Below are 20,388 nucleotides of genomic sequence, written 5' to 3'. Positions count from 1 at the left end.
ATCAGAAGTCGTCGACGTCTCGCCCGCCACGCGGGGTGACGAGGAACTGGTCGTAGTCGTTTTCCCAGACTTCCGTCTCGTGGGTGCCGACGATCAGGGACGTGCCCATACCGCCGACCTCGTCGTCGTGGTTGGTCGCCTCGCCCAGCGTCGTCAGTGTGTACGTCTCGTCGTCGAGGTTGCGGCCGGCCTCGCCCCGACCGGCGTCGTTGACGATCGCGACCTGTGCGTCGTCGGTGCGGTGTTCGCGGAGTACCTCGATCGCGCGCTCGTAGTCGCGCCAGCAGTTGTAGAGGACGATGGTGAATCCCGACACCGCCGCAGCGCGGAGCTTCTCTGCGATCTCTTCCCAGCCGCGCCACTTGTCCGATAGCGAGATCGTACAGAAGTCGTTCGAGAGCGGCGCACCGACCATCGCGGCACCACCGAGCGCGGCCGTCACGCCGGGCACGATTTCGATTGGGACATCGTCCGCGTCGTCCTCGTCGGCCATCAGGTAGACGAGGTCGGACTTCCCGTACACGTTGGGATCGCCGCCGGAGACGTGCGCCACGTCCTGTCCGGCGCGGACGCGCTCGAACGCCTCACGGGCGAGTTCGATCTGCTGCCCCATCGAGGACCGTACGATCTCGACGGTCTCGCCGTCGGGATGGGTACCGACGTTTCCGGCCGTCCAGCCGGCGTCATCGGTCTCGTCGGCCGCATTGACCGCGGTACCGCCGTCCGTGGCGGCGGCGTCCTCTGTCTGCGACTCGGGGGGAATAGTCCCGTCCCGACGGAGGAACTCTTGGTAGAGGTTCGACGCGATGACGCAGTCGGCGTGGCGTATCACGTCGCGGGCCCGCTGAGTCATCGCGTGGGGAAGTCCCGGACCGATGCCGACGACGTACAGCGTTCCCATGCCGTCCGGCGCGTCGTCCGCGCCGCCGGGTGCCGAGCCGTTCCCGGTCATTGCCCCACCGCCACGGTCACTTCGCTTTCGTAGCTGGTCTTCTCTGTGACGAGTTCGTGGTCGGCGCCGCCGGCGATAGCGCTCGCCTCGGCAACGCCTGGCCAGCCGATGAGTTCCTTCGCCTTCGAGGGCGTCGGTCCCTCGAACTCAAGCAGAGTCTCCTTGTCGAACACGACGACCCCGACGTCACGCGTCGCCGCCGCAGCGAGAAGGCCCTCCTCGTCGGCCTTTCGCGTCGCGGTGGCGACGAACTCGACGTCGCCCCAGTCGCGGTCGATCTCGTCGAGGGCGCGGTCCCACGCCTCGAGGAACCGGCCTTCGTTCGCGCCGGAGACCGAGCCCGTACCGAGCACGATCCCGTCGTCGAGATTTCGTTTGAGGACCGTCACGTCGTCGTCGACTATCACCGCCCGCGGCCCGTCGAGCCGTTCGACCGGGCCGAGCTCGTCGTCGAGGACGGCCAAGTTCGTCGCCACCGTGGAATCGCCGTTAACGACGTGTGCGGACAGCGCCTTCGCCTGCTTCTCGACGCCCTGTTTGTCCGCCGCCTCCGAAGCGGTGGTCATCGCCGGCACGGCGCCAAGCGTCGCGAGGTCATCCGCCACTTGATTAGCACCGTGGTGACCGCCGGTGATCGGGATCGCCCACGTGAGTTCTTCGTCGACCACGACGATGGCGGGGTCGTCCCACTTGTCGTCGAGCAGTGGCGCGGTCTTTCGCATAGCGATTCCGGAGGCCATCAGTCCGACGAAGCAGTCGTACTCGCCCCAGTGCTCCGCGAACACGTCGCCGTGGTACTCGATCACGTCGATCGACTCGTAGCGGTCGCCGATCCCCTCGACGATCTCTGTGGCGGTGTCGAGCTTTCGCTCGAAGGTGATGACTGCTATCTCCTCCGCCACTTCGCCGTCCGAGTCCGCAGTCGAACAGTGCCCGCCGCCGGAGTCGTCAGTCGTGTCGGTGCTACTCGCGTTCGTCCCGTCGTCGCTGTCGGTGCTCATCAGTCGTCGGCCTCCGTTTCGGTCGTCTCCGCGGCGTCCGCTGCGTCGTCCGGTTCGCCGTTTGCCGCGTCCGTCGCTCCGCCGTTCGCCCAATCGCCGTAGAGGAACGACCGCTCGTACCCCGCACCTGTCGCGGCCTCGCCGATGAGGACCATCGCGGACGCACGGTAGCCGACCGACTCTACCTTCTCACCGATGTCGGCGATCGATCCGGTGATCACGTCCTCGTCGTCCCACGAGGCGTGATAGACGACCGCGACCGGCGTCTCCGGGTCGATACCGTCGCGGTCGAGCAGGCGATCCATCGTGTCGCTCACCGCGTGGGTGCCGAGGTAAATACAGGTCGTCACGTCTCCCATCTCGACAAACTCGGCGACGTGGTCGTCCTCGGCGTCGAGCGTCTTTCCCCGCGGACGCGTGAACGCGACGTGGTTCGCCACGCCGTTCAGCGTGAGTTGGGTACGCAGCGTCGCCGCCGCCGCGAATGACGACGTGACGCCGGGGACGATGTACGCCGGGACGCCCTCGCTTTCGAGCGCGTCGATTTGCTCGAGGGCGGCGCCGTACACCGCGGGGTCGCCGCTGTGGAGTCTGACGACCGTGCGTCCGCTCTCGTGGGCGTCCCGCATGAGTGGGATCAGCTCCTCGAGGTCCTTGCCCACGGAGTTCACCAGCTCAGCGTCCGCGCAGTGTTCCACCAAGAGCGCGCTGGAGACCAGCGACCCGGCGTGGACGACGAGGTCGGCCTCGTCGACCAGTTCCTTGCCGCGCACAGTGAGGAGTCCGGGATCGCCCGGCCCGGCACCAATGAACGGAATTCCCTCTTGCTCTTCGCCCGCGGTGTACTCGTGGACCCGCGGGTCAAGTTCGTCTGCCGTCCGGTCGCCGACGGCGTCGATGGACGCCTGCGAATCGACCGGGTCGTCAGTCATCACTGACCTCCGTGTCGGCGGCCGCAGAGACACGACCGGTCCCTGTCGCGTCGGCGGAGAACTCGTCGGTCGCCCTCGACGTTTCGAGACCGCGGCGTTCGGCGTACGCGAGCGTGTAGTAGTCGCGATCCGCGACCGTCTCGGCGTCTCCGGTGACGACCGTCTCGCCCGCTTGCATGAACAGCCGCCGCCCGAACCGAACGTCGTAGCCCGCCTGGTCGAGTTTGCGAGCCGTCTCGGGGGCGTCGGTCACCTTGAACAGGACCATCCTGTCGGGTCCGGTGGGCGCGCGACCGCCGGCGGCCTCGCGGAGCGCGAGCCCGGCGCCGGCTTCGACCTCGATGTCGAGGGCCGTCGCGAACGCCGTCATCGCGCTGATCCCGGGGACGATCTCCACGTCGACGTCGGGATGGAACGCGTCCAGCGTCCGTCTGAGGTGCCCGAACGTGGAGTACACGTTCGGGTCGCCGAGCGTGACGAACGCGACGTCACCGGTGCGTGCTTCGGGGGCAATCTCGGCTGCGGCCTCTTTCCACGCCTTGCGGAGCCGGTCCTCGTCGCTCGTCATCGGGAAATTGAGGTCCCCGATCCGGCTCTCCGGGACGTGTTCGGTGGCGACCGCACGCGAGAGTCGACCCGGAGAGTACACCACGTCGACGCCGTCGAGGATCTCCCGTCCTCGAACGGAGATCAGGTCGGGAGCACCGGGACCGAGTCCAACGCCGTACAGGGTCATGCGGTGCCACCCGGATCGTTGTTAGAGCTTGGCTCGCCGACGAGCATATACACCGGATTGTCGGCGTCGAAGCTCGTCGCGCCCGCGAGGTCGTAACCGGTCGCCATCTGGAGGCAGAGCACTTCGTCGAGAAGGTCGCGATCGCGGAAGGCCCGAGCCGCTTCTCCCGCGACTTCGAGGCGGGACACGTTCATAACGATCCGATCGTAGCCGGCGGCGACGGCGTCGTCGAGAACGCGCTCGTAGTTTCGCGATCCACCGAGGAAAACCACGTCACCGTCCTCCGGAAGCCGCTCCGGCGCCTCGGCGTTGACGAGCTGTACGTCGGCGTCGTACTCGTTCGCGGCGAGGTTCGCCCGAGTGGCCTCGAGCCGTTCCGCTTTCCGTTCGAGCGCTGTCACCCGCCCCGCGTGGCGAGCGGCCTCGATCGTTACCGCGCCGGTACAGGAGCCGACCTCGACGAAGTGGTCGTCGGGACCGAGCGCGAGCTTTCGCGCCAACACCGCACGGACCTCCGGCTTGGTCGGCCCCGCTTTCGCGTCGTTCGGTAACTTTGTCGCCTGCATTCACTGTGTACAAGTGAATCGCTCCACAAAACAATTTTGGTTGTACTAAGTAAATTACAATTTACAAAATCGCGTGTGAGAACCCCTTCAGCACAATTTCACCGTGAAATAGACAACAAGACTTTATTTGTGGCATCCAAAAATCCGGTAATGGACGACTCAACGGGTGGAGGATCGCCGGACGTTCTCGAGAACAAGCGAAGCGCGACGCGTTATCAAGTGCTTGTGGAGATCGCGTCCCACCAGCCGGCGGTGAGTCAAAACGAGATCGCAGAGACGATCGGCGTGACCTCGCAGGCGGTCAGCGACTACGTTCGCGATTTGGTTGAGTCGGGCTACGTCGAGAAGGGTGGTCGCGGCCGGTACGAAGTGACGAAGGAGGGAGTCGACTGGCTCATTTCCCGAACTGATGACTTGGAGGCGTACCTCGACCATGTTAATTCTGACGTGCTCGGGAGCGTTGAGGTCGACGCTGCTATCGCACTCAACGATGTAGCGGAAGGTACGGAAGTCGGACTGGTGATGCGGGACGGTGTGCTCCACGCCAACCCTGCCGGTGGGACCGCGACCGCGGTCACCGTCACGGGCGCCAACAAAGGCGAGGCCGTTGGCGTCGCCGACTTCGAGGGCGTCGTGGACTACGACACGGGTAATGTCTCGGTGTTGCCAGTCCCGACTGTCACCGATGACGACCGCCTGAATCCGGACGTAATCTCGACACATGCTCCGGACGAGGGACTCGTTGCGGTCGCCGGGACGGAGGCGTATGCGCTCGTTTCTCAGAGCGACGTCGATCCGGACCTCAGATTCGGGACCGCAGAAGGCGTCGCCGAAGCGGGGATGCTCGGCCTCGACGTTCTCTTGATCGCGGTGACCGACGAGATTCCCCGACACACCTCCAAGCTCCGCGACAGGAACGTGCCGCACCGCGTGCTCGATTCGGACGCGTTCTAGCTCATAATGCTGTTCAGTCGGTCGTCGTCGGCTCCGTCGTGGTGGTATCGTCCGCAGCGGCGCTGAAGATTTCTGTCATCAGCATCGGCACGTCGTCCACCGCTACCTCCGCGAACCACTCGTCGTGCGGTTGGACGACAACGGCGACGCCGTCATCGCTACACATCCCGAGGCAGGACGTTTCCGCGACGGCGACTTCCGACCAGTAGCGGTCGCGTTCGCGAAGCCAGTCGCGGACGCCGTCGGCGACGTCGCCGCCGTCGACGGCGGCACAGGCGGCGTACTCCGTTCGTTCGTTGGTACAGACGAGGACGACCGCGCTCACTCCCCGCTCGTGCATCTGTTCCGTTCGGCGTTCCATCAGTCGGTTCCCCTCGCGGTCGGCGTCGGTGAGTTCGTGCCACGTCGATCAAACTCTCGGTCGAAACGGCGAAAGACGACGGCGATCAGCGCCCAGAGGCCGGCCTGCGAGAAGCCGACGAGCCATCGGAACGCGGCCGATAGCCCGGCGGAAGCGCCGTCGCCGGTCAGTGTCGGCGGAGCGATGATCGAGAGAAGTCCGAGCGCTACCAGCGGAAGCAACGCGACGAACACACCCATGCCACGACCGCGAGTGCGACTCATTCGGGTGTACCCGAAGATGCTCGTCGCCGCGACGAGACCACCGACAACGACTAGTCCGAGGTAGAGCGGAACGCGAAGAGTCGACCCGTACAGCGGTTCCGTCCCCGGAGTGGCGGGGGGAAGAACGGTCCATGGGGCGACGGAGACCGCCAGGAATCCGGCCCCAGCGAAGACGTACGGTTTCAGCTCTCCGCCGGGAAGCCCCGGCTCGAACAGGTGATACGCGACGCCAAACGCGGCCCCCAACAGGATTCCCCACAGGACGCCGCCGCCGGCGCTGACGACCGCCGTCGTGGTTTCGCCCACGGTGTGGGCCACGTCGTGTCCGTGATCGCCGCCGTGAGACGCGAGGTGCTCCAAGTGGCGGACAACCGGGGAGACGACCAGCCACGTGAACAGCCCGTACGCCAGTCCGGCGAGAGCTCCGGCCGTGACGCCGGATCGAAGTCGATCGATCATCAGTGGCAGATGATCCCGGCCCCGTGTCTGAAGTCGTGTAACGCGTCGTGGGCGAGCGGTTCCTGCATGAACAAGAGCGTGAATCCCAGCGCCGCGACGAGCGCCAGAGCGGTGAGCGCGGTTATCGGATCGATCTGTGCCCCGGCCGTAGCGAACCGGTCGGCAACGGTGTCTGTGTTCGTCGACATAAATCCGATTTGGAGAAAGTAAAGTCAGATTGTAAAACTTACGCTCTACAAAAATTCTACTGGTCTCCAAGCACCGATTCCATCGAGAGGGCGGCGAGCGCGGTCCGCCTCGCGTCGGTCGTCTCGCAAACGATGTCGAGGACACCGGCCCTCGACTCGCCCGCGTCGACGACGAGAACCGACGCATCCGTTTCCGCGACCCGTTCGGCCGCCTGCCGGGTCGCAGTCGTCGGACTGCCCCTCGCGACGTTCGCGCGACCGTCAGAGACGAGCACAACCGTCGCTGCGGCCGGTTCTTTCCGCTCGATAAGCGTCGCGGCTTTGTTTAGGCCGTCCGGGAGCGGCGTCCGATCCGCCGTCGGGAGTTCCTTCAACTGACGCGCGGCCAGCGATACGCTCGTCGTCGGCGGGAGGAGTACCTCGGCCCCGTCGCCGCCGAACGAAACCAGCGCCACCTCGTCCCGCTCGGTGTACGCGTCGCGCAACAGTTCCAACGCCACGCCCTTCGCGGCGCGCATCGCGGGCGCCATCGACGCGCTGGCGTCCGCGACGAACACCGTGAGCGTGTCGGCGTCGTCCGCTCGAACCGCCTGTCGGAGGTCAGTATCGGCCGGCCGCAACCGGCCGTTCCGCGCCGCCGCCCGGACGGTCGCCGCCGGGTCCAGGGACTCCGGCTGCTCCGTGCGCTCTGTTCGCACCATCGGTCCGCGGCCGTCGGGAGACGGCGCCGCCGCGTGTCGGCCGACGCCCTCGCCGCTCGCGTCGGTACGACTCTCGGGTGACGGGATGTCCGGAGCCGCCGCGTCAGCAATTCCCGCACGGGCACCTCCGGGGGGTATCGGTGCGGCCTCATCGTCGCCGTCGGAATCGGACGCCCCCCCGTCCGCTCCGTCACTGTGGTCTACGGCCGCCGCGTCGCTCGGCGATCGATCGGCGTCGTCGGAGTCGCCCGAGCCGGATCCAGCGGGAGCGTCGGACCGATCGCCGTCGGAGCCCTCGGCGTCCGACGCTCGACCCGAGCCGCTCCCGTCTGAGTCGCTCCTGTCGAGATCATTCCCGTCCGGACCGCTCTCGTCCGTGTCGGCCTCATTCGGGTCAGACTCATCCAGATCGGAAGCTTCGGTATCACTCTCCCCGCCGTCTTCCACTTGGTCGGCGTCGCCCTCCGGACCGCGGTCGCCCTCAGCGGCGTCGTCGCCGAAGTGATCGTCAACCACCTCCTCCGGGTCAGCTGCCTCGTCGAAAGGGCGGCTCTGTAAACGATGGCTCAGCGCGTACTCGGCGGCGTCCGCCACGTCCGACTCGATGACCTTTGGGCGTCCGTCGAGCGCCGCGAACGCCCGGGCCCCGCGAGCGACGGCGAAGTCGGCCCGGTGCCCGTCGACGCCCGCGTCGCGGCAGAGCTCGGCGATGTCGCGTTTGAAGTCTTCGGGGATCGCGGGTCGGCGGTCACGGGCCTCGTGTACTCGCTTCCGGAGGGCCGTCGTCTCCGCCGCGAACTCTGCGCGTAGGTCCCGACCGCTATCGTCGTCGGTAACGACCCTGTCCAGAATTTCGACGCGTTCGTCGATCTCCCCGCTCCCGGTGACGTCGACGCAGAGGTCGAAGCGGTCGCGCAGCTGGGGTCGAAGCTCCCCCTCTTCCGGGTTCATCGTCCCGATCAGCGTGAAGTCGGCGGGGTGGCTGACGCTGACACCGTCGCGCTCCACCCGGTTCGTCCCCATCGCGGCAGCGTCCAACAGCACGTCGATCAGATGGTCTGGAAGCAGGTTGACCTCGTCAACGTAGAGGACGCCGCGGTTGGCACGGGCGAGCAGTCCCGAGTCGAACTCGGCGTCGCCGTTGAGCGCGTCGGAGACGGAGAGTGTCCCTACCACTCGGTCGCGGGTCGCCCCGAGTGGGAGCGTCACGAGCGGGGCCGGTCTCGTTTCCACTGGCGGATCGTCGCGATCCCGACACGACGCACACTGGTCGCTCGCGGAATTGTCGCCCGTGGTCCCGGTTGCGTTTGGTGGCGGACAACCGTACGGGCAATCAGCGACGACCGTCTGTTCGGGTAACAGGTCCGCCAGCGCCCTGACAGACGTCGATTTAGCAGTCCCCTTTTCGCCCCTGAGGAGAGCGCCGCTGAGACTCGGTTCGGCCGCTATTGCGAGAAGCACTCGTTTGAGATCAGCTTGGCCGACGACCGCCGGCAGGGGGGTGGAAACTTTTTTATTTGTCCCCAAATCAACCATACTTGTGTTACTACAGAGGAGGTTTAATAACTTGTGACAAAAATCGGCCTCTACACCGCGACGGAGAACGAGTTGGGAGCAGTCCAGACGGCCGCAGAGCAACTCTCGGGAATCGATCTCGTCGTTCGATCTGACAGCGACCTCAACGAGCAGCGCGACGTGGCGTCCTTCGTGGACGAGCTCAGAGACGCGGCGGCGGTCGTCCTCTGGCTCCACGGCGGACAAGACAGCATGCCGGCATACGAGTTCGCGGTCGACGAGCTTCGGGACGCCGGCGTACCGCTTGTCGTCAAAGCGACGGGCGACGCCTTTGCGCTGGAGGATACCACCGTTACACCGACCGATCGGGCGACTGTCTCCGAGTACCTCGACTACGGGGGGACGGTCAACATCTCGAACGGGATGCGATTCCTCTCTCGGGAGTACGGCGACGGCGAAGTCGCGGGTGAGATCGACGACCCGATCGAACTCCCGACGGAGGGCGTCTACCACCCCAATTACCCCGGCGCAGACTACGAGGAGCTGATCGCGACGTTCGACGCGGGCGCACCGACGGTCGGCGTCTGGTTCTACGAGTCGCACTGGACGCACGAGAACGTCCGGTACGTCGACGCGCAGGTCAGCCGACTGGAAGCCCTCGGAGCGAACGTGCTGCCTGTCTTCTGTAATCCCGTCAGCGACGAGGCGAATCGAGAGGACGCGAAGTGGACGGCAAAACACTACTTCACCGATAGTCGAGGCGATCCGATCGTCGACGCCGTTCTCTCATCGTTCATGTTCTCGCTGTCGATGAGTGAGCGCGGGCGCGACGCCGCGGACGAGGGCGCCGACGCGGAGAGCGTGTTCCTCGAGGAACTTGGTGTCCCGGTGGTTCAGACCGTGACAACGATGCGTTCGCGTTCTCGGTACGAGTCGAGCGACACCGGCGTGATGGGGTTCGAGCTCGCGCTGTCTGTCGCCCTCCCCGAGTTCGACGGGAATGTCATCACGCATCCGATCTCTGGGAAAGAGCGCACGGATGACGCTGCGGGCATCGGCTCCGCGCCCAAACAGCACTTCCCGATCGAGGACCGCGTCGACCACGCCGCACGGCTCGCGGTCAACTGGGCGAGGCTCAGACACACGCCGAACGACGAGAAGAAAGTCGCGGTCGTCCTCCACAACTACCCGCCGAGCGACGACGGAATCGGAACCGCGTTCGGCCTCGACTCGCCTGAGTCGACCGTCAACCTGCTTGACGAACTCGACGGCCGCGGGTACGACCTCGGGTCAAAATCGGGAGTCGAAGAGCCCGCGAGCGACGGGGCGACAGCCAGCCCGATCGCCGACGGGCAAAAGCTTATTGACGTCCTCACCGGCCAGCTCACGCTTGACGATCGGTGGGTCGCGCCGGGCGACGTGCGCGACCGCAGCGTCGACACGGTGTCGCCGGCGCGGTATGCCAAGTGGTTCGACGCGGCGAGCGACCGGTTCCGTGACGGCGTCCTCGACGAGTGGGGCGACCCGCCCGAGCGGCCGTTTGCGATCCCCGGCGTCGAGTTCGGGAACGTCCTTGTCACGGTCCAACCGCCGCGAGGGTTCGGCATGGACCCAGAAAAGGTGTACCACGACTCCGACCTGTGGCCGCCGCACGACTACGTTGCCTTCTACGGGTGGCTTCGGAACGAGTTCGACGCCGACGCCGTCGTCCACCTCGGCACGCACGGCTCGCTGGAGTGGCTGCCGGGCAAGACGGTCGGCCTCGGCTCCGGATCGGCGCCGGACGGCCTGATCGACGACCTGCCGAACGTCTACCCGTACATCGTGAACAACCCCGGCGAGGGGACCCAGGCGAAGCGCCGCTCGTACGCCGCCGTCGTGGACTACCTGACTCCGGTGATGCGTCGCGCCGGTAGCTACGACGAATTGGCCGAACTGGAGGACCTCGCCCGGCGGTACCGAGAGGCCGGCGGCACCGAGGTTCGCACCGACGAGGGCGCCGGACTCGAAGCCCTCATCCGCGAGACGATCGGCGAACTCGACCTCGCCGTCGAGCTCGGAATCGCGGGCGAAATCGACGAACAAGCGGACGTTCGCGGGCCGGACGCGTCCGGCACGACGCTCGCAGAGGGGGACATCGAGGGCGACGAGGTGCCCGTCGAAGAGCTCGTCGAGCGGATCCACGCGTACCTGACCGACGTGAAGAACACCCAGATCCGGTTGGGACTCCACACGATGGGCGAGCCGCCCGTCGACGACCGCCTAGTGGAGTACCTCGTTGCGCTCACACGCCTGGAGAACCCCGGCGGGCCGAGCCTCCGGGAGTCGGTCGCCGGCGTGCTGGGCGTCGATTACGAGCGGATGCTCGACGCCCCCGGCGAGTACGACGAGACGCTGGGCATGACATACGGGGAGGCCGCCGACGAGGTGTACGACACGAGCAAAGAGCTCGTCCGGACGCTGGCCGCCCACGGCTTCGACGTACCGGAGTCGGAATCCGACGCCGACGTGGACGACGAGACGACGATCAATCTGCTGATCGTCGGTATCGACCCGCTCGGCGACGCTCGCGTTCGGGGTGGCGCCCACGACGAGCTCCGGGACGCGCTTCAGTTCATCGCCGAGGAAGCGGCGCCTCGCGTTCGTGGTGCCGAGGCTGAGATCCCGCGCACGGCCGACGCGCTGGCCGGCGAGTACGTCCCGCCGGGCGGCTCCGGCGCACCCACTCGCGGGGGCGTCGACCTGCTTCCGACCGGTCGGAACTTCTACACGCTTGACCCGCGGAAGGTACCCGCCAAGGCCGCGTGGGACGTCGGCCGCGAGGTCGCCGCTGACACGCTCGCCCGCCATCACGACGAAGAGGGCGAATATCCCGAAGAGATCGGCGTCGTCGCGTGGGGGACGCCGACCGTTCGGACTCGCGGCGAGACGATCGCGCAGGTGCTCGCCACGATGGGCGTCGAACCCGTCTGGACCGACGCGGGGCGGATAGACGACGTAGAGCCGATCCCGCTCGACGAGCTGGACCGCCCCCGAATCGACGCCACGACCCGCGTCTCCGGCCTGTTCAGGGACGCGTTCCCACAGGCCGCGAGCGTCATTCACGACGCGGTCGACGCGGTGGTCGACCTCGACGAGCCGCACGAGATGAACTACGTGAAGAAACACGTTGAGGAGGAGGCCGAGGCGCTAGACGCCGACGGCCACGACGATCCCGAGGCGGCCGCGAAACACCGCGTGTTCACGACGCGTCCCGGCGGCTACGGCGCGGGAACCAACAAGGCCGTCGACGAGGGGAACTGGGACGACGCCGCGGACCTGGCGGAGGTGTACGTACAGTGGGGCGGCTACGCGCTCGGTTCCCGCGGCACCGCCTCCGCGGCGCACGACGCGTTCGAGCGTCGGCTCGGTAACGTCGACGCGACGGTGAAGATCGAAGACACGATGGAACAGGACGAGTTCGACTCCTCCGACTGGTACGCGTTCCACGGCGGGTTCATCACCGCCGTTACCGAAGTGGCCGGCGAGGAGCCGGCGTCGTACGTGGGCGACACCTCGGACCCCGACAACGTCGACATCTATACGAACGAAGAGAAGGTCCGGAAGGCTATGCGAGCTCGCGTTCTCAACCCTGACTGGCTCGACTCGATGGAGGAACACGGGTACAAGGGCGCTGGCGACCTCTCAAAGACGGTCGACGTGGCGCTCGGGTGGGACGCGACGACCGGCGTCGTCTCCGACCGACTCTGGACCGCTGTGGCAGAGAAGTACGCCCTCGACAACGATCGCGCCGACTGGATGCGTGATGTCAACCCGTGGGCGCTGGAGTCGATCACAGACACCCTGCTGGAGGCGATCGACCGCGGGCTCTGGGAGGCCGACGAGGACACGGTAAGGGAACTGCGAGACCGCAACCTCACCGTCGACGGCGACATCGAGGAGCGCGCCTCGCAGGACCCGATGGAGGTGACCGGTGATGACGACTGAGGGAGACGAGACCGCCGAGTACGCCGACCTCGGCGCGACGACCGAGGACGCGATGGCCATCGCCGAGACGAGTATGGACCGCGTCCACGAGCTTGTGCCGCAGGAGACGCCCGTCGACCGCCTGCGCGCGAAGGCGGTTCACGCCACCGGTGACCCGGAGTTCGCGCATTTGATGCGGTTCACACATACCCCAGTCGCGGCAGGCGCGGAAGCCGTGCTCGACGAGCGGCCGATCGTGACCGACATCACGATGGTCAAGTCCGGAGTGACGGGACGCGGTCACAACTGTGAGGTCAGAAAGGCGATCGGCAACGGCGCGGACCTCGCCGCAGAGACCGGCATGACTCGCACCGCGGCGAGCGTACTCGAACTCGACGAACGCGGAGTTTACGACAGTGCGATCGCCGTCATTGGCAACGCGCCGACCGCCGCGCTCGCGCTCGCCGACTGTATCGATCAGGGGACGCGACCGTCGGTCGTCGTCGCGACGCCCGTCGGGTTCGTGAAGGCCGCGGAGAGCCGGAAGCGTATCCGAGAGGTCGCCGCCGCGCACGGCGTTCCCGCGGTCACGAACGTCGGCCGCCGCGGGGGCTCCGGCCTGGCTGCCGGTCTCACGAACGAACTGGTCCACGTCGCGAGCGACGTCCGAAGCGACGAGATGTCGCTCGCGGCGCTCCGAGGTGAGCGCCCATGACGGACGGCTACGACCTCGATTCGGGTCCGGACCCAGCGGCGTACGCCGCAGCGCGGCCGGAGTCCGATCGCGCGATCGACTCGGCGGCGAGCGTCCACGCGGTCGGCGTCGGGCCCGGCAACCCCGAGTATCTCGTGCCGCGAGCAGAGCGCGCGATCCGAGAGGCCGACGTGGTCGTCGGGTTTGAGACGGTCGTCGAGTCTATTCGCGACCGCACCGACGCAGAGTGTCTGACGTGCGGATACCGCGACGAGGCGGAGGCGCTAACGACGTTCGCCGACCGTGTGGATCGCGGGGAGCGGGGCACTGCGGTCCTGATGGGCGATCCGAACCACTCTGGCTATCAGTTCGTTGGGAAAGTTGAGCGCGCGGTTGACGACGCGGCTGGAGAATCAATCGACGTACATGTTGTCCCTGGGATCTCGTCGCTACAGATAGCGGCCAGTCGGTCGCGAACCCCGATGGAGGACGCGACCTTCGTCACGCTACACAAGAGCGGCGATCTCGACGATGGTATCAATCGGCTTCGTCGCGATGTTGGCGAGCGTCACCTGCTCGTGTTACCTCGTCCCTTTGATTGGATGCCCGGCGATATCGCCGCCGACCTGCTCAAGCACGGTGGCGATCCGGAAGCAGACGCGCTCGTCTGTGAGCGACTTACCCACGACGACGAACAGATTACCCGAACGACGCTTCGCGACCTTGCCGGGCACGCAGGTGGTAATGAGCCCGCTGATTCGCCGTTCTCAGACCTGTCCGTGTTGATCGTTCGCCGGTAGCTAACCGGTTTAGGGGAACCAACCCCGCTCGCGATCGATCCCGGGGATATGAAAAAAGTATAACGCGTATCAATCCTGACCGCGCCCGTCCGTGGCCACGGGGTCGGCGTTAGCAACGATATCGGGACTCGGCGTCGAGGGCTCGGAGTTCGCTCGAGCACGCTCGACCGCGACAGAGATCGCGTCGGTGACAGCATCGTGCGCCCCGAATGGCTCGGCGTAGTCGATACCGCCGCGATGTAGCTCGAGCTGTTCGGGAATTCGGTCCCGTGTTGCCTCGCACTCGCTGACGAACAGTGGACACGCCACCGCATGATCGGCCTCGAGCGTATATCGCGCACATTCGACGGCCGGACTTTGGAGGAGATATGTGGTCCGAACTTCGTCGAAACCCGCTCGTAGACGGGCCGCATGAGACTTGGCAGCTGTTCGCGCGTAACTGTCACGACTGTTCCCGAGGGCAACGAGTATTAGTGCGTCGGCGTCGCTCGCCGCAACTGCTCGGCTCCTAATCGCTTCGGTCACAGTTTGGTGCTTCCCGATTGGGTCACAATATTGTACCTCACCGGAAAGTCGCTTCAAGGCTCTGGGAATGTCCTTCAGCGTCTCGTGAGTGTGTGCGAAGCATATCGGAACGGCGTAAATCCGATCTCCACGAACGTCCGATAGTGTCTCTCTGAGTTCCGATTCTGGTTCTAACTCATACGTTGCAGTGGTGACCGTGTCAACGATATTAGCGTTCCGTAATCGGTCGGCGTGTTGCTCCGCGACAGATTGTACCTCATTCCGCCCGACGAGGACGACTGTTTCTCGTGGCATATGAACAAATTATTTTGTCCTACTACAATTGGACTTGTCATACTGATATTGGGCTTCAGGTAAATAACTTATCCACGTCCACGTCCTCGTGTTCAGATAAGCTGATTCCATGCGAATGCGAACGATCTGAGCCACGTATCAGCAGTTTCTGCTTTGGCGTTGCTGAAACAATTTGAGAAACTGGTAGTTCTGCGTTTTACTTCACGAAAGACACGTTCGACGCTGTTCCGATTTCCATGTCGTTCGTATCTAAAATCGAGGTCGTGTTTTTCACAGGCTCGGTGAAGTGGAACCGCTCCATCAACGAGAAAGATCGCGTCATCCACGTCGTGTTTTTNAAATCGAGGTCGTGTTTTTCACAGGCTCGGTGAAGTGGAACCGCTCCATCAACGAGAAAGATCGCGTCATCCACGTCGTGTTTTTCGCGAAGTTCCGCAAAAACTGATCTGCGATCACGTTCGTCCTTGTCGGTTCAAGCTTTGTATAGAGTAAATCGTTTGAATTGGGATCGACAGCGGCGTACAGCCAATATTGTTCATCGTCAAGTTGAATCACTGTTTCATCGACCGCAACGTGATTCGGACACCGACCAGATTCCGGCTGTAAATCGGCCTTGTGAACCCAGTTGTGAACGGTGGATCGGGCCCGATTAACACCGAATATTTCACGAAACGAAACAGTATTCGAAAGCGACAATCCTGCGAGATGAAGCTGAATACTGAGCTTCATCAACAGCTTCGGTGTTGCTTCTCTCTCCACAAACTCTACGTTGATATCGTCTAAACAGCCGCCGAGGCGGTCGTTTTCGGGCATAGATCACTTTGAAAACGCACCGCCTCACCTTTCAATCCTTATCTGAACACCGCCCTCTCCGGGGGACCAAATACTAACTCCGAACAATATCCACTGGTATGAATGTTCTTCACAAGTGTCTGCGCTATGACCGGTTGTTAGGATGAGCACCACCGCTGTTGGCCTCAGTCTCCGTATTCCTCACCTAAAAAATATCAGATATAAATAATTCAATAGAGTCAAAATCCACCTCACAGTAGCGAACCTGAGAAGCACACTGGTTCAGATCAAAGAAACTGACACGGTCGATCAGGAGCTAGAAGCCTTAGCCGGCAAAATCGTAACTATTACGAACGTGATGGCAACCTCAGAAAACGAATCGAAAGACACGATAATTGTGTACCAAGAGAGGTTGGACGCACTCGACGCGACACTGGCGTCGAAAATGGACCGTTGGAGCGTTCCAGCGTTGCGAGCCGCTGTCGGAGCGGTGTTCATCTGGTTCGGCGCGCTCAAAGTACTCGGTGTCTCGCCAGCCGGAGACCTCGTCGCCTCTACAGTGTACATTCTTCCGCCTGAGTTTTTCGTCCCGGTGCTTGGCGTGTGGGAGGTGGTCATCGGGATCTGTCTGCTCTACCCGCCGCTCACTCGTGTTGGGTTGCTACTGTTGGCACTCCAGCTCCCGGGGACGTTCCTCCCAATGGTACTGCTCCCAGAAGTTGTCTATACTACGCTCCCGTACGGATTAACGGTTGAGGGGCAGTATATCGTAAAGAACCTCGTAATCATTGCCGGCGCACTCGTTCTGGGAAGTACTGTGAGAGACGAACCTGCGTCGGTGTGAATCAGACACTTAATTGCTCGTACTGAAAGACGAATTTTGAGCCGGAGCCGATGAATCTGAGACGTCATCATTCTCTCTGAGAGGAGCCCCGATCGACGACCAGTGAAAAGAAATAATAAATCTTAATAGATATTGCCGGTTAAGTTACTATATGAGCGTAGTAAGCGTCTCAATGCCTGAGGAATTGCTTGAGCGGATTGATCAGTTTGCCGACGACCACGGATACACTGGTCGGAGNGTCTCAATGCCTGAGGAATTGCTTGAGCGGATTGATCAGTTTGCCGACGACCACGGATACACTGGTCGGAGTGAGGTACTTCGGGAGGCGAGCAGGAACCTCATGGGTGAATTTGAGGACAAGAAACTCGAAGGGCGCGAACTGATGGGAGTGGTCACCGTGTTATTCGACTACGAAACCACAACTGTCGAAGAGAAAATGATGCACCTTCGCCACGAATACGAGGATATCGTCGCTTCGAATTTCCATAGTCACGTTGGCGGGCACCACTGTATGGAACTGTTTGTGCTCGAAGGATCTCTCGAAGAGATTTCAGCGTTTGTTGGGAAGATTCGAGCGACTAAGGACACTCTCACAATTGATTACTCTGTCTCACCAGTAGATGATTTTAGCCCGCTGGCAGATCTGAGCTGATCCTGTTCCGTCTCTCTTGCTGGATTCACACCGGTTGTGAATATATTTGCTGACTTCACCTGTCACAGATGTTCTCCCTATTTTCCGGACGATAACCATAGAGGCGCCCTCTGAGCAAATTTAATAATATAATTTTTACATACTGTTATAACTATTATACTGAAAAATAGTTTTAATATATTTCCATCGTGAGTTCCTCGATGACGGAGAGACTCCGAGAAGATCTCGATACGTTTGCGGAAGAACACGGCTACACCGGCCGGAGCGAGGTAATTCGTGAGGCCTGTCAATCACTCCTCGAAGAGTATCAAGAGGCTGACTACGAGGACCAGCGTGTATTGGCGACGGTCACTGCGGTATTTGGATACGACGAACCGGAAATTGAACGTCGAATGATGGATATCCGCCATGAGTTCGAAGGGTCCATCCGGTCGAACTCGCATAACTGCCTCCGAGAGAACGCTGGATGTGTCGAGACGTTCGTCGTCGAAGCCGCGTACCAAGACGTTCTTCACTTTATCGGCACCGTTCGAGGAGCGGACGAGTCTGTCTCGGTGGAATACACCGTCGTGCCCGTCAACGGAAACGACACAGCAGCGAGCGACATATCAGACAGTTAATTGCTCGTACTGAAAGACGGATTTTGAGCCGGAGCCGATGAATCTGAGACGTCATAATCTCAGCATCGTCGCCACCGGCACGTGTGCCCACGTTTTGAATTAAATTCTAGGCCGAGTTTACATTCTTCTTATTATATTATGTACTCCAGTACAGCAAAGTTATTATATCTGGACCTATAATTGCTAAACAGACATGCCGCACATTCACCTTGGAGAGGGGTCGTTCCCCCTCTGGGCGCTCGTGCTGTGGACGCTGATCGGTGCTGGACTAATCTCTACTGTGGTCTACCGGATNCTTGGAGAGGGGTCGTTCCCCCTCTGGGCGCTCGTGCTGTGGACGCTGATCGGTGCTGGACTAATCTCTACTGTGGTCTACCGGATACGAAAAGGTGGAATAAAGACACACCAGATCGCACTCGCAGGGATTGGCGCGGCTGCGAGTTTTGCGGTCTTTCAGCTTAACATTCCAGTGTGGGGCGGAATTCACATGAACCTCACCGGGCTCGTGGGTATCATCGCCGGACCGCTTCTCGGCGCGCTCGTCGCGCTGGTCGTCAACATCTTTTCGGCGGCGCTCGGACACNATCAACGCCAGCGAAGCGATCGTCGCCTACTACGCGTTCAAGACGCTGATGGGGATGGAGTGGGACGTCTTCCCCGCCAGCGCGAGTGCTGCGACACTCGGCCTCTCAGTGGGGTCGTTCCTGATGGGGGCGATCATCGTTATCAGCGGGGTTAACGGGAGCGCGCTCCCGCGTGGTGACCTGCTGATCGCCGTTGGTGGACTCTCCGCTCTCAACCTCGGTGTCGCGGTCGTTGAGGGGCTGCTTACGGGACTTATCGTCCAATTCCTCGCCTCAGTGCGTCCCGACCTCGTCGGACTTACCGACCGCGACACTCGCGATGAGCCCTCGGGGGTGACAGCCTGATGCAGCGCTGGAAGCAGTACGGTAGCATGGCTGCCGTCTTCTCGGCGTTCCTCGCCGNGACACTCGCGATGAGCCCTCGGGGGTGACAGCCTGATGCAGCGCTGGAAGCAGTACGGTAGCATGGCTGCCGTCTTCTCGGCGTTCCTCGCCGTCGGCTACTGGGGGTTCACTGCGACTGGTGGTGCCGTTCCATGGGCAAAGCGGGCCTCGCAAGCGCTTCAACGCGGCGTCCAAGACGGCGGTGGCTCGCTCGTGAATCTTGGACGTGGTATCGTCGTTGCCGGTCCCATCCGGAAGGGCGGACTGATGATCGAATTCGGCGGAATTGTTCTCGCCTTCGCCCTCTTGGGTCTCGGGCTGTACGTCTACGTCGACCGTTACGGCGGCTTCGGTGATGACGAACGACCGACACGGTAACCGTGACAACGCTCTCGAATCACGTCCCTGATCCCCGGCTCATTACGGCGTTCGCCGAGCGGCGAGACGGACCGTTACATCGAATCAACCCGTGGACGAAGGTCGGCGTCGTCGGTGTACTCGTTCTCGCCGTCACGGTGTTCGACCGCCTCGCGCTCTTGGCCGGTCTGTACGGAACCGTACTAGTGATCTACGGACTCGCGGACCTGCCGTTTCGGCGGCTCATCGGCTGGTACACGCTCCCGATGCTGTTCATCATCTCGGTCGCCGGACCGCTTGCGTTTCTCGAACCGGGGACGCCGATCGGGGGCGCAGTCCCGACGCCCTTCGGCGGTTTCTCGGTCACGTGGGAGGGTCTCACCCTCTTTTTGGAGCTCAGTTGTCGGTCACTCACGGTCGTCACGTTCGCGCTGACGGCGTCGATGACGACCAAATACACCGATGTCGCGTACATGCTCGGTCGGTTGCTTCCGCGACCGATCGACCAGGTCGCCCTCCTCACCTACCGGTTCACGTTCGTTATGCTTGAGACGCTTGAAGACTTGGTGAAAGCCGCGCTCTCCCGCGGAGCGAACTTCTCGGAATTCTGGTCGAATAAACGGCTGTACGCCCGGATCCTCGGCATGACGATGCTGTCGGCGATCGAACAGTCCGAACGACTCGTCAAGTCGATGGAAGCCCGCGGATACGACGGCGACCTCACGCTGTACGGGGACGTCCCGCGACCGCCCGCTCGTGAGCTCATCGTTATCGCCGCTTGCTACGCCGGCGTCGTCGCCTACGCCCTGGTCGGCGTCTACGAGGTGATTCCAGTATGAGTACGAATCATTCTGAAGAACGGCGGCCCCTGGTCGATTTACAGTGTGAAGCCCACACGTACCCGGACGGGACGGTTGGTATGCACGAGGTTGACTTCTCCGTGTATTCCGATGAGGTCGTGGCCCTCGTCGGTGGCAACGGCGCCGGAAAGTCGACGCTCCTCGAACATCTGAACGCGACCCTCATCCCCGATGACGGCGAGCTCGTCGTCGACGGCACCCCGATCACCGAGGACAACAAGCCACACGCGCGAAAAGAGGTCGGCTTCGTCTTCCAAGATGCCGATACGCAACTCGTCGCGCCCACAGTCCTCGACGACGTGATGTTCGGCCTTCAGAACTACGGGGTCCCCGGAGACGAAGCGAGAGAACGCGCTCGTGAAGCGCTGGCGACTGTCGACGCGAGCCA

20 protein-coding genes and 2 pseudogenes are annotated in these 20,388 nt (G+C 63.0%); 11 read left to right on the top strand and 11 right to left on the bottom strand.

Features of this window, described 5'->3' with window-relative positions:
- Position 1: 1 nt before the first annotated feature.
- Genes C463_RS00295 through cbiT form a run of 5 tightly spaced genes read right to left on the bottom strand, consistent with a single transcriptional unit; the run spans position 2 to position 4,187 of the window.
- Positions 2-952 carry a precorrin-3B C(17)-methyltransferase gene (locus tag C463_RS00295; protein ID WP_008440030.1) on the bottom strand — a complete coding sequence of 317 codons (951 nt, stop codon included), beginning with the start codon at positions 950-952 and terminating at the stop codon, positions 2-4.
- Positions 949-1,953, bottom strand: a complete 1,005-nt coding sequence (cbiG, locus tag C463_RS00290) for a cobalt-precorrin 5A hydrolase (protein ID WP_008440028.1) — start codon at positions 1,951-1,953, stop codon at positions 949-951. The genes C463_RS00295 and cbiG overlap by 4 nt, the downstream gene beginning before the upstream one ends.
- Positions 1,953-2,885 (bottom strand): cobalt-precorrin-4/precorrin-4 C(11)-methyltransferase, encoded by a 933-nt coding sequence (locus C463_RS00285; RefSeq protein WP_008440027.1) that lies wholly within the window; start codon positions 2,883-2,885, stop codon positions 1,953-1,955. Before C463_RS00285 ends, cbiG begins: the two co-directional genes overlap by 1 nt.
- On the bottom strand, positions 2,878-3,621 hold the full coding sequence (locus C463_RS00280) for a cobalt-factor II C(20)-methyltransferase (protein ID WP_008440026.1): 744 nt from the start codon (positions 3,619-3,621) through the stop codon (positions 2,878-2,880). The genes C463_RS00285 and C463_RS00280 overlap by 8 nt, the downstream gene beginning before the upstream one ends.
- Positions 3,618-4,187, bottom strand: coding sequence for a precorrin-6Y C5,15-methyltransferase (decarboxylating) subunit CbiT (gene cbiT / locus C463_RS00275; RefSeq protein WP_008440025.1), 570 nt, complete (start codon positions 4,185-4,187; stop codon positions 3,618-3,620). Before cbiT ends, C463_RS00280 begins: the two co-directional genes overlap by 4 nt.
- Positions 4,188-4,337: 150 nt before the next feature.
- Here cbiT and C463_RS00270 point away from each other — a divergent pair, with 150 nt between their 5' ends.
- Positions 4,338-5,141, top strand: coding sequence for a DUF7839 domain-containing protein (locus tag C463_RS00270; protein WP_049905339.1), 804 nt, complete (start codon positions 4,338-4,340; stop codon positions 5,139-5,141).
- Between the two features lie 13 nt (positions 5,142-5,154).
- On the opposite strand, the gene C463_RS00265 is transcribed toward C463_RS00270, so the two are convergent.
- Genes C463_RS00265 through C463_RS00250 form a run of 4 tightly spaced genes read right to left on the bottom strand, consistent with a single transcriptional unit; the run spans position 5,155 to position 8,649 of the window.
- Positions 5,155-5,502, bottom strand: coding sequence for a (2Fe-2S) ferredoxin domain-containing protein (locus C463_RS00265; RefSeq protein WP_008440021.1), 348 nt, complete (start codon positions 5,500-5,502; stop codon positions 5,155-5,157).
- Positions 5,502-6,224: a CbtA family protein gene (locus C463_RS00260; RefSeq protein WP_008440019.1), complete on the bottom strand. Its 723-nt coding sequence runs from the start codon at positions 6,222-6,224 to the stop codon at positions 5,502-5,504. Before C463_RS00260 ends, C463_RS00265 begins: the two co-directional genes overlap by 1 nt.
- Entirely contained in the window at positions 6,224-6,412 is a 189-nt protein-coding gene (locus C463_RS00255) for a CbtB domain-containing protein (RefSeq protein WP_008440018.1), read from the bottom strand. The genes C463_RS00260 and C463_RS00255 overlap by 1 nt, the downstream gene beginning before the upstream one ends.
- A 56-nt stretch (positions 6,413-6,468) precedes the next feature.
- Complete coding sequence (locus C463_RS00250; RefSeq protein ID WP_049905337.1) at positions 6,469-8,649, bottom strand: VWA domain-containing protein; 2,181 nt, start codon at positions 8,647-8,649, stop codon at positions 6,469-6,471.
- 33 nt (positions 8,650-8,682) lie between these two features.
- On the opposite strand from C463_RS00250, the gene cobN reads away from it, so the two are divergent.
- From cobN to C463_RS00235, 3 genes are read left to right on the top strand one after another with little or no spacing between them, the layout of a single operon-like run.
- On the top strand, positions 8,683-12,615 hold the full coding sequence (gene cobN / locus C463_RS00245) for a cobaltochelatase subunit CobN (protein WP_008440016.1): 3,933 nt from the start codon (positions 8,683-8,685) through the stop codon (positions 12,613-12,615).
- Positions 12,605-13,309 carry a precorrin-8X methylmutase gene (locus tag C463_RS00240; protein WP_008440015.1) on the top strand — a complete coding sequence of 235 codons (705 nt, stop codon included), beginning with the start codon at positions 12,605-12,607 and terminating at the stop codon, positions 13,307-13,309. The genes cobN and C463_RS00240 overlap by 11 nt, the downstream gene beginning before the upstream one ends.
- The gene (locus tag C463_RS00235; protein ID WP_008440014.1) at positions 13,306-14,088 is read left to right on the top strand and encodes a cobalt-precorrin-7 (C(5))-methyltransferase; all 783 of its coding nucleotides are present in this window, start codon (positions 13,306-13,308) and stop codon (positions 14,086-14,088) included. The genes C463_RS00240 and C463_RS00235 overlap by 4 nt, the downstream gene beginning before the upstream one ends.
- A 69-nt stretch (positions 14,089-14,157) precedes the next feature.
- Here the strand turns inward: C463_RS00235 and C463_RS17275 are convergent, their stop codons facing one another.
- Positions 14,158-14,907, bottom strand: coding sequence for a CbiX/SirB N-terminal domain-containing protein (locus tag C463_RS17275; protein WP_080510742.1), 750 nt, complete (start codon positions 14,905-14,907; stop codon positions 14,158-14,160).
- A gap of 92 nt (positions 14,908-14,999) precedes the next feature.
- A pseudogene (locus C463_RS00225) lies at positions 15,000-15,720 on the bottom strand (IS6 family transposase).
- A gap of 337 nt (positions 15,721-16,057) precedes the next feature.
- Between C463_RS00225 and C463_RS00220 the strand changes: the two are divergent.
- The 7 genes and pseudogenes from C463_RS00220 to C463_RS00190 form a co-directional block, all read left to right on the top strand.
- On the top strand, positions 16,058-16,543 hold the full coding sequence (locus tag C463_RS00220; RefSeq protein WP_008440005.1) for a DoxX family membrane protein: 486 nt from the start codon (positions 16,058-16,060) through the stop codon (positions 16,541-16,543).
- A gap of 244 nt (positions 16,544-16,787) precedes the next feature.
- Positions 16,788-17,195 (top strand): CopG family ribbon-helix-helix protein, encoded by a 408-nt coding sequence (locus C463_RS00215; RefSeq protein WP_049905347.1) that lies wholly within the window; start codon positions 16,788-16,790, stop codon positions 17,193-17,195.
- Between the two features lie 200 nt (positions 17,196-17,395).
- Entirely contained in the window at positions 17,396-17,815 is a 420-nt protein-coding gene (locus tag C463_RS00210; RefSeq protein ID WP_008440002.1) for a CopG family ribbon-helix-helix protein, read from the top strand.
- Between the two features lie 280 nt (positions 17,816-18,095).
- Positions 18,096-18,744: pseudogene (locus C463_RS20080) on the top strand (energy-coupling factor ABC transporter permease).
- A gap of 93 nt (positions 18,745-18,837) precedes the next feature.
- Positions 18,838-19,161, top strand: coding sequence for a hypothetical protein (locus C463_RS00200; protein WP_008439998.1), 324 nt, complete (start codon positions 18,838-18,840; stop codon positions 19,159-19,161).
- A gap of 2 nt (positions 19,162-19,163) precedes the next feature.
- Positions 19,164-19,979, top strand: coding sequence for an energy-coupling factor transporter transmembrane component T family protein (locus C463_RS00195; protein WP_008439996.1), 816 nt, complete (start codon positions 19,164-19,166; stop codon positions 19,977-19,979).
- Positions 19,976-20,388, top strand: a 413-nt coding sequence (locus C463_RS00190) for an energy-coupling factor ABC transporter ATP-binding protein (protein WP_152422346.1), incomplete at its 3' end; no start/stop codon positions are given. The genes C463_RS00195 and C463_RS00190, both read left to right, overlap by 4 nt.

This window comes from Halorubrum californiense DSM 19288 (assembly GCF_000336875.1).
GTDB lineage: Archaea > Halobacteriota > Halobacteria > Halobacteriales > Haloferacaceae > Halorubrum > Halorubrum californiense.
This window is presented reverse-complemented; position numbering and strand designations above follow the sequence as displayed.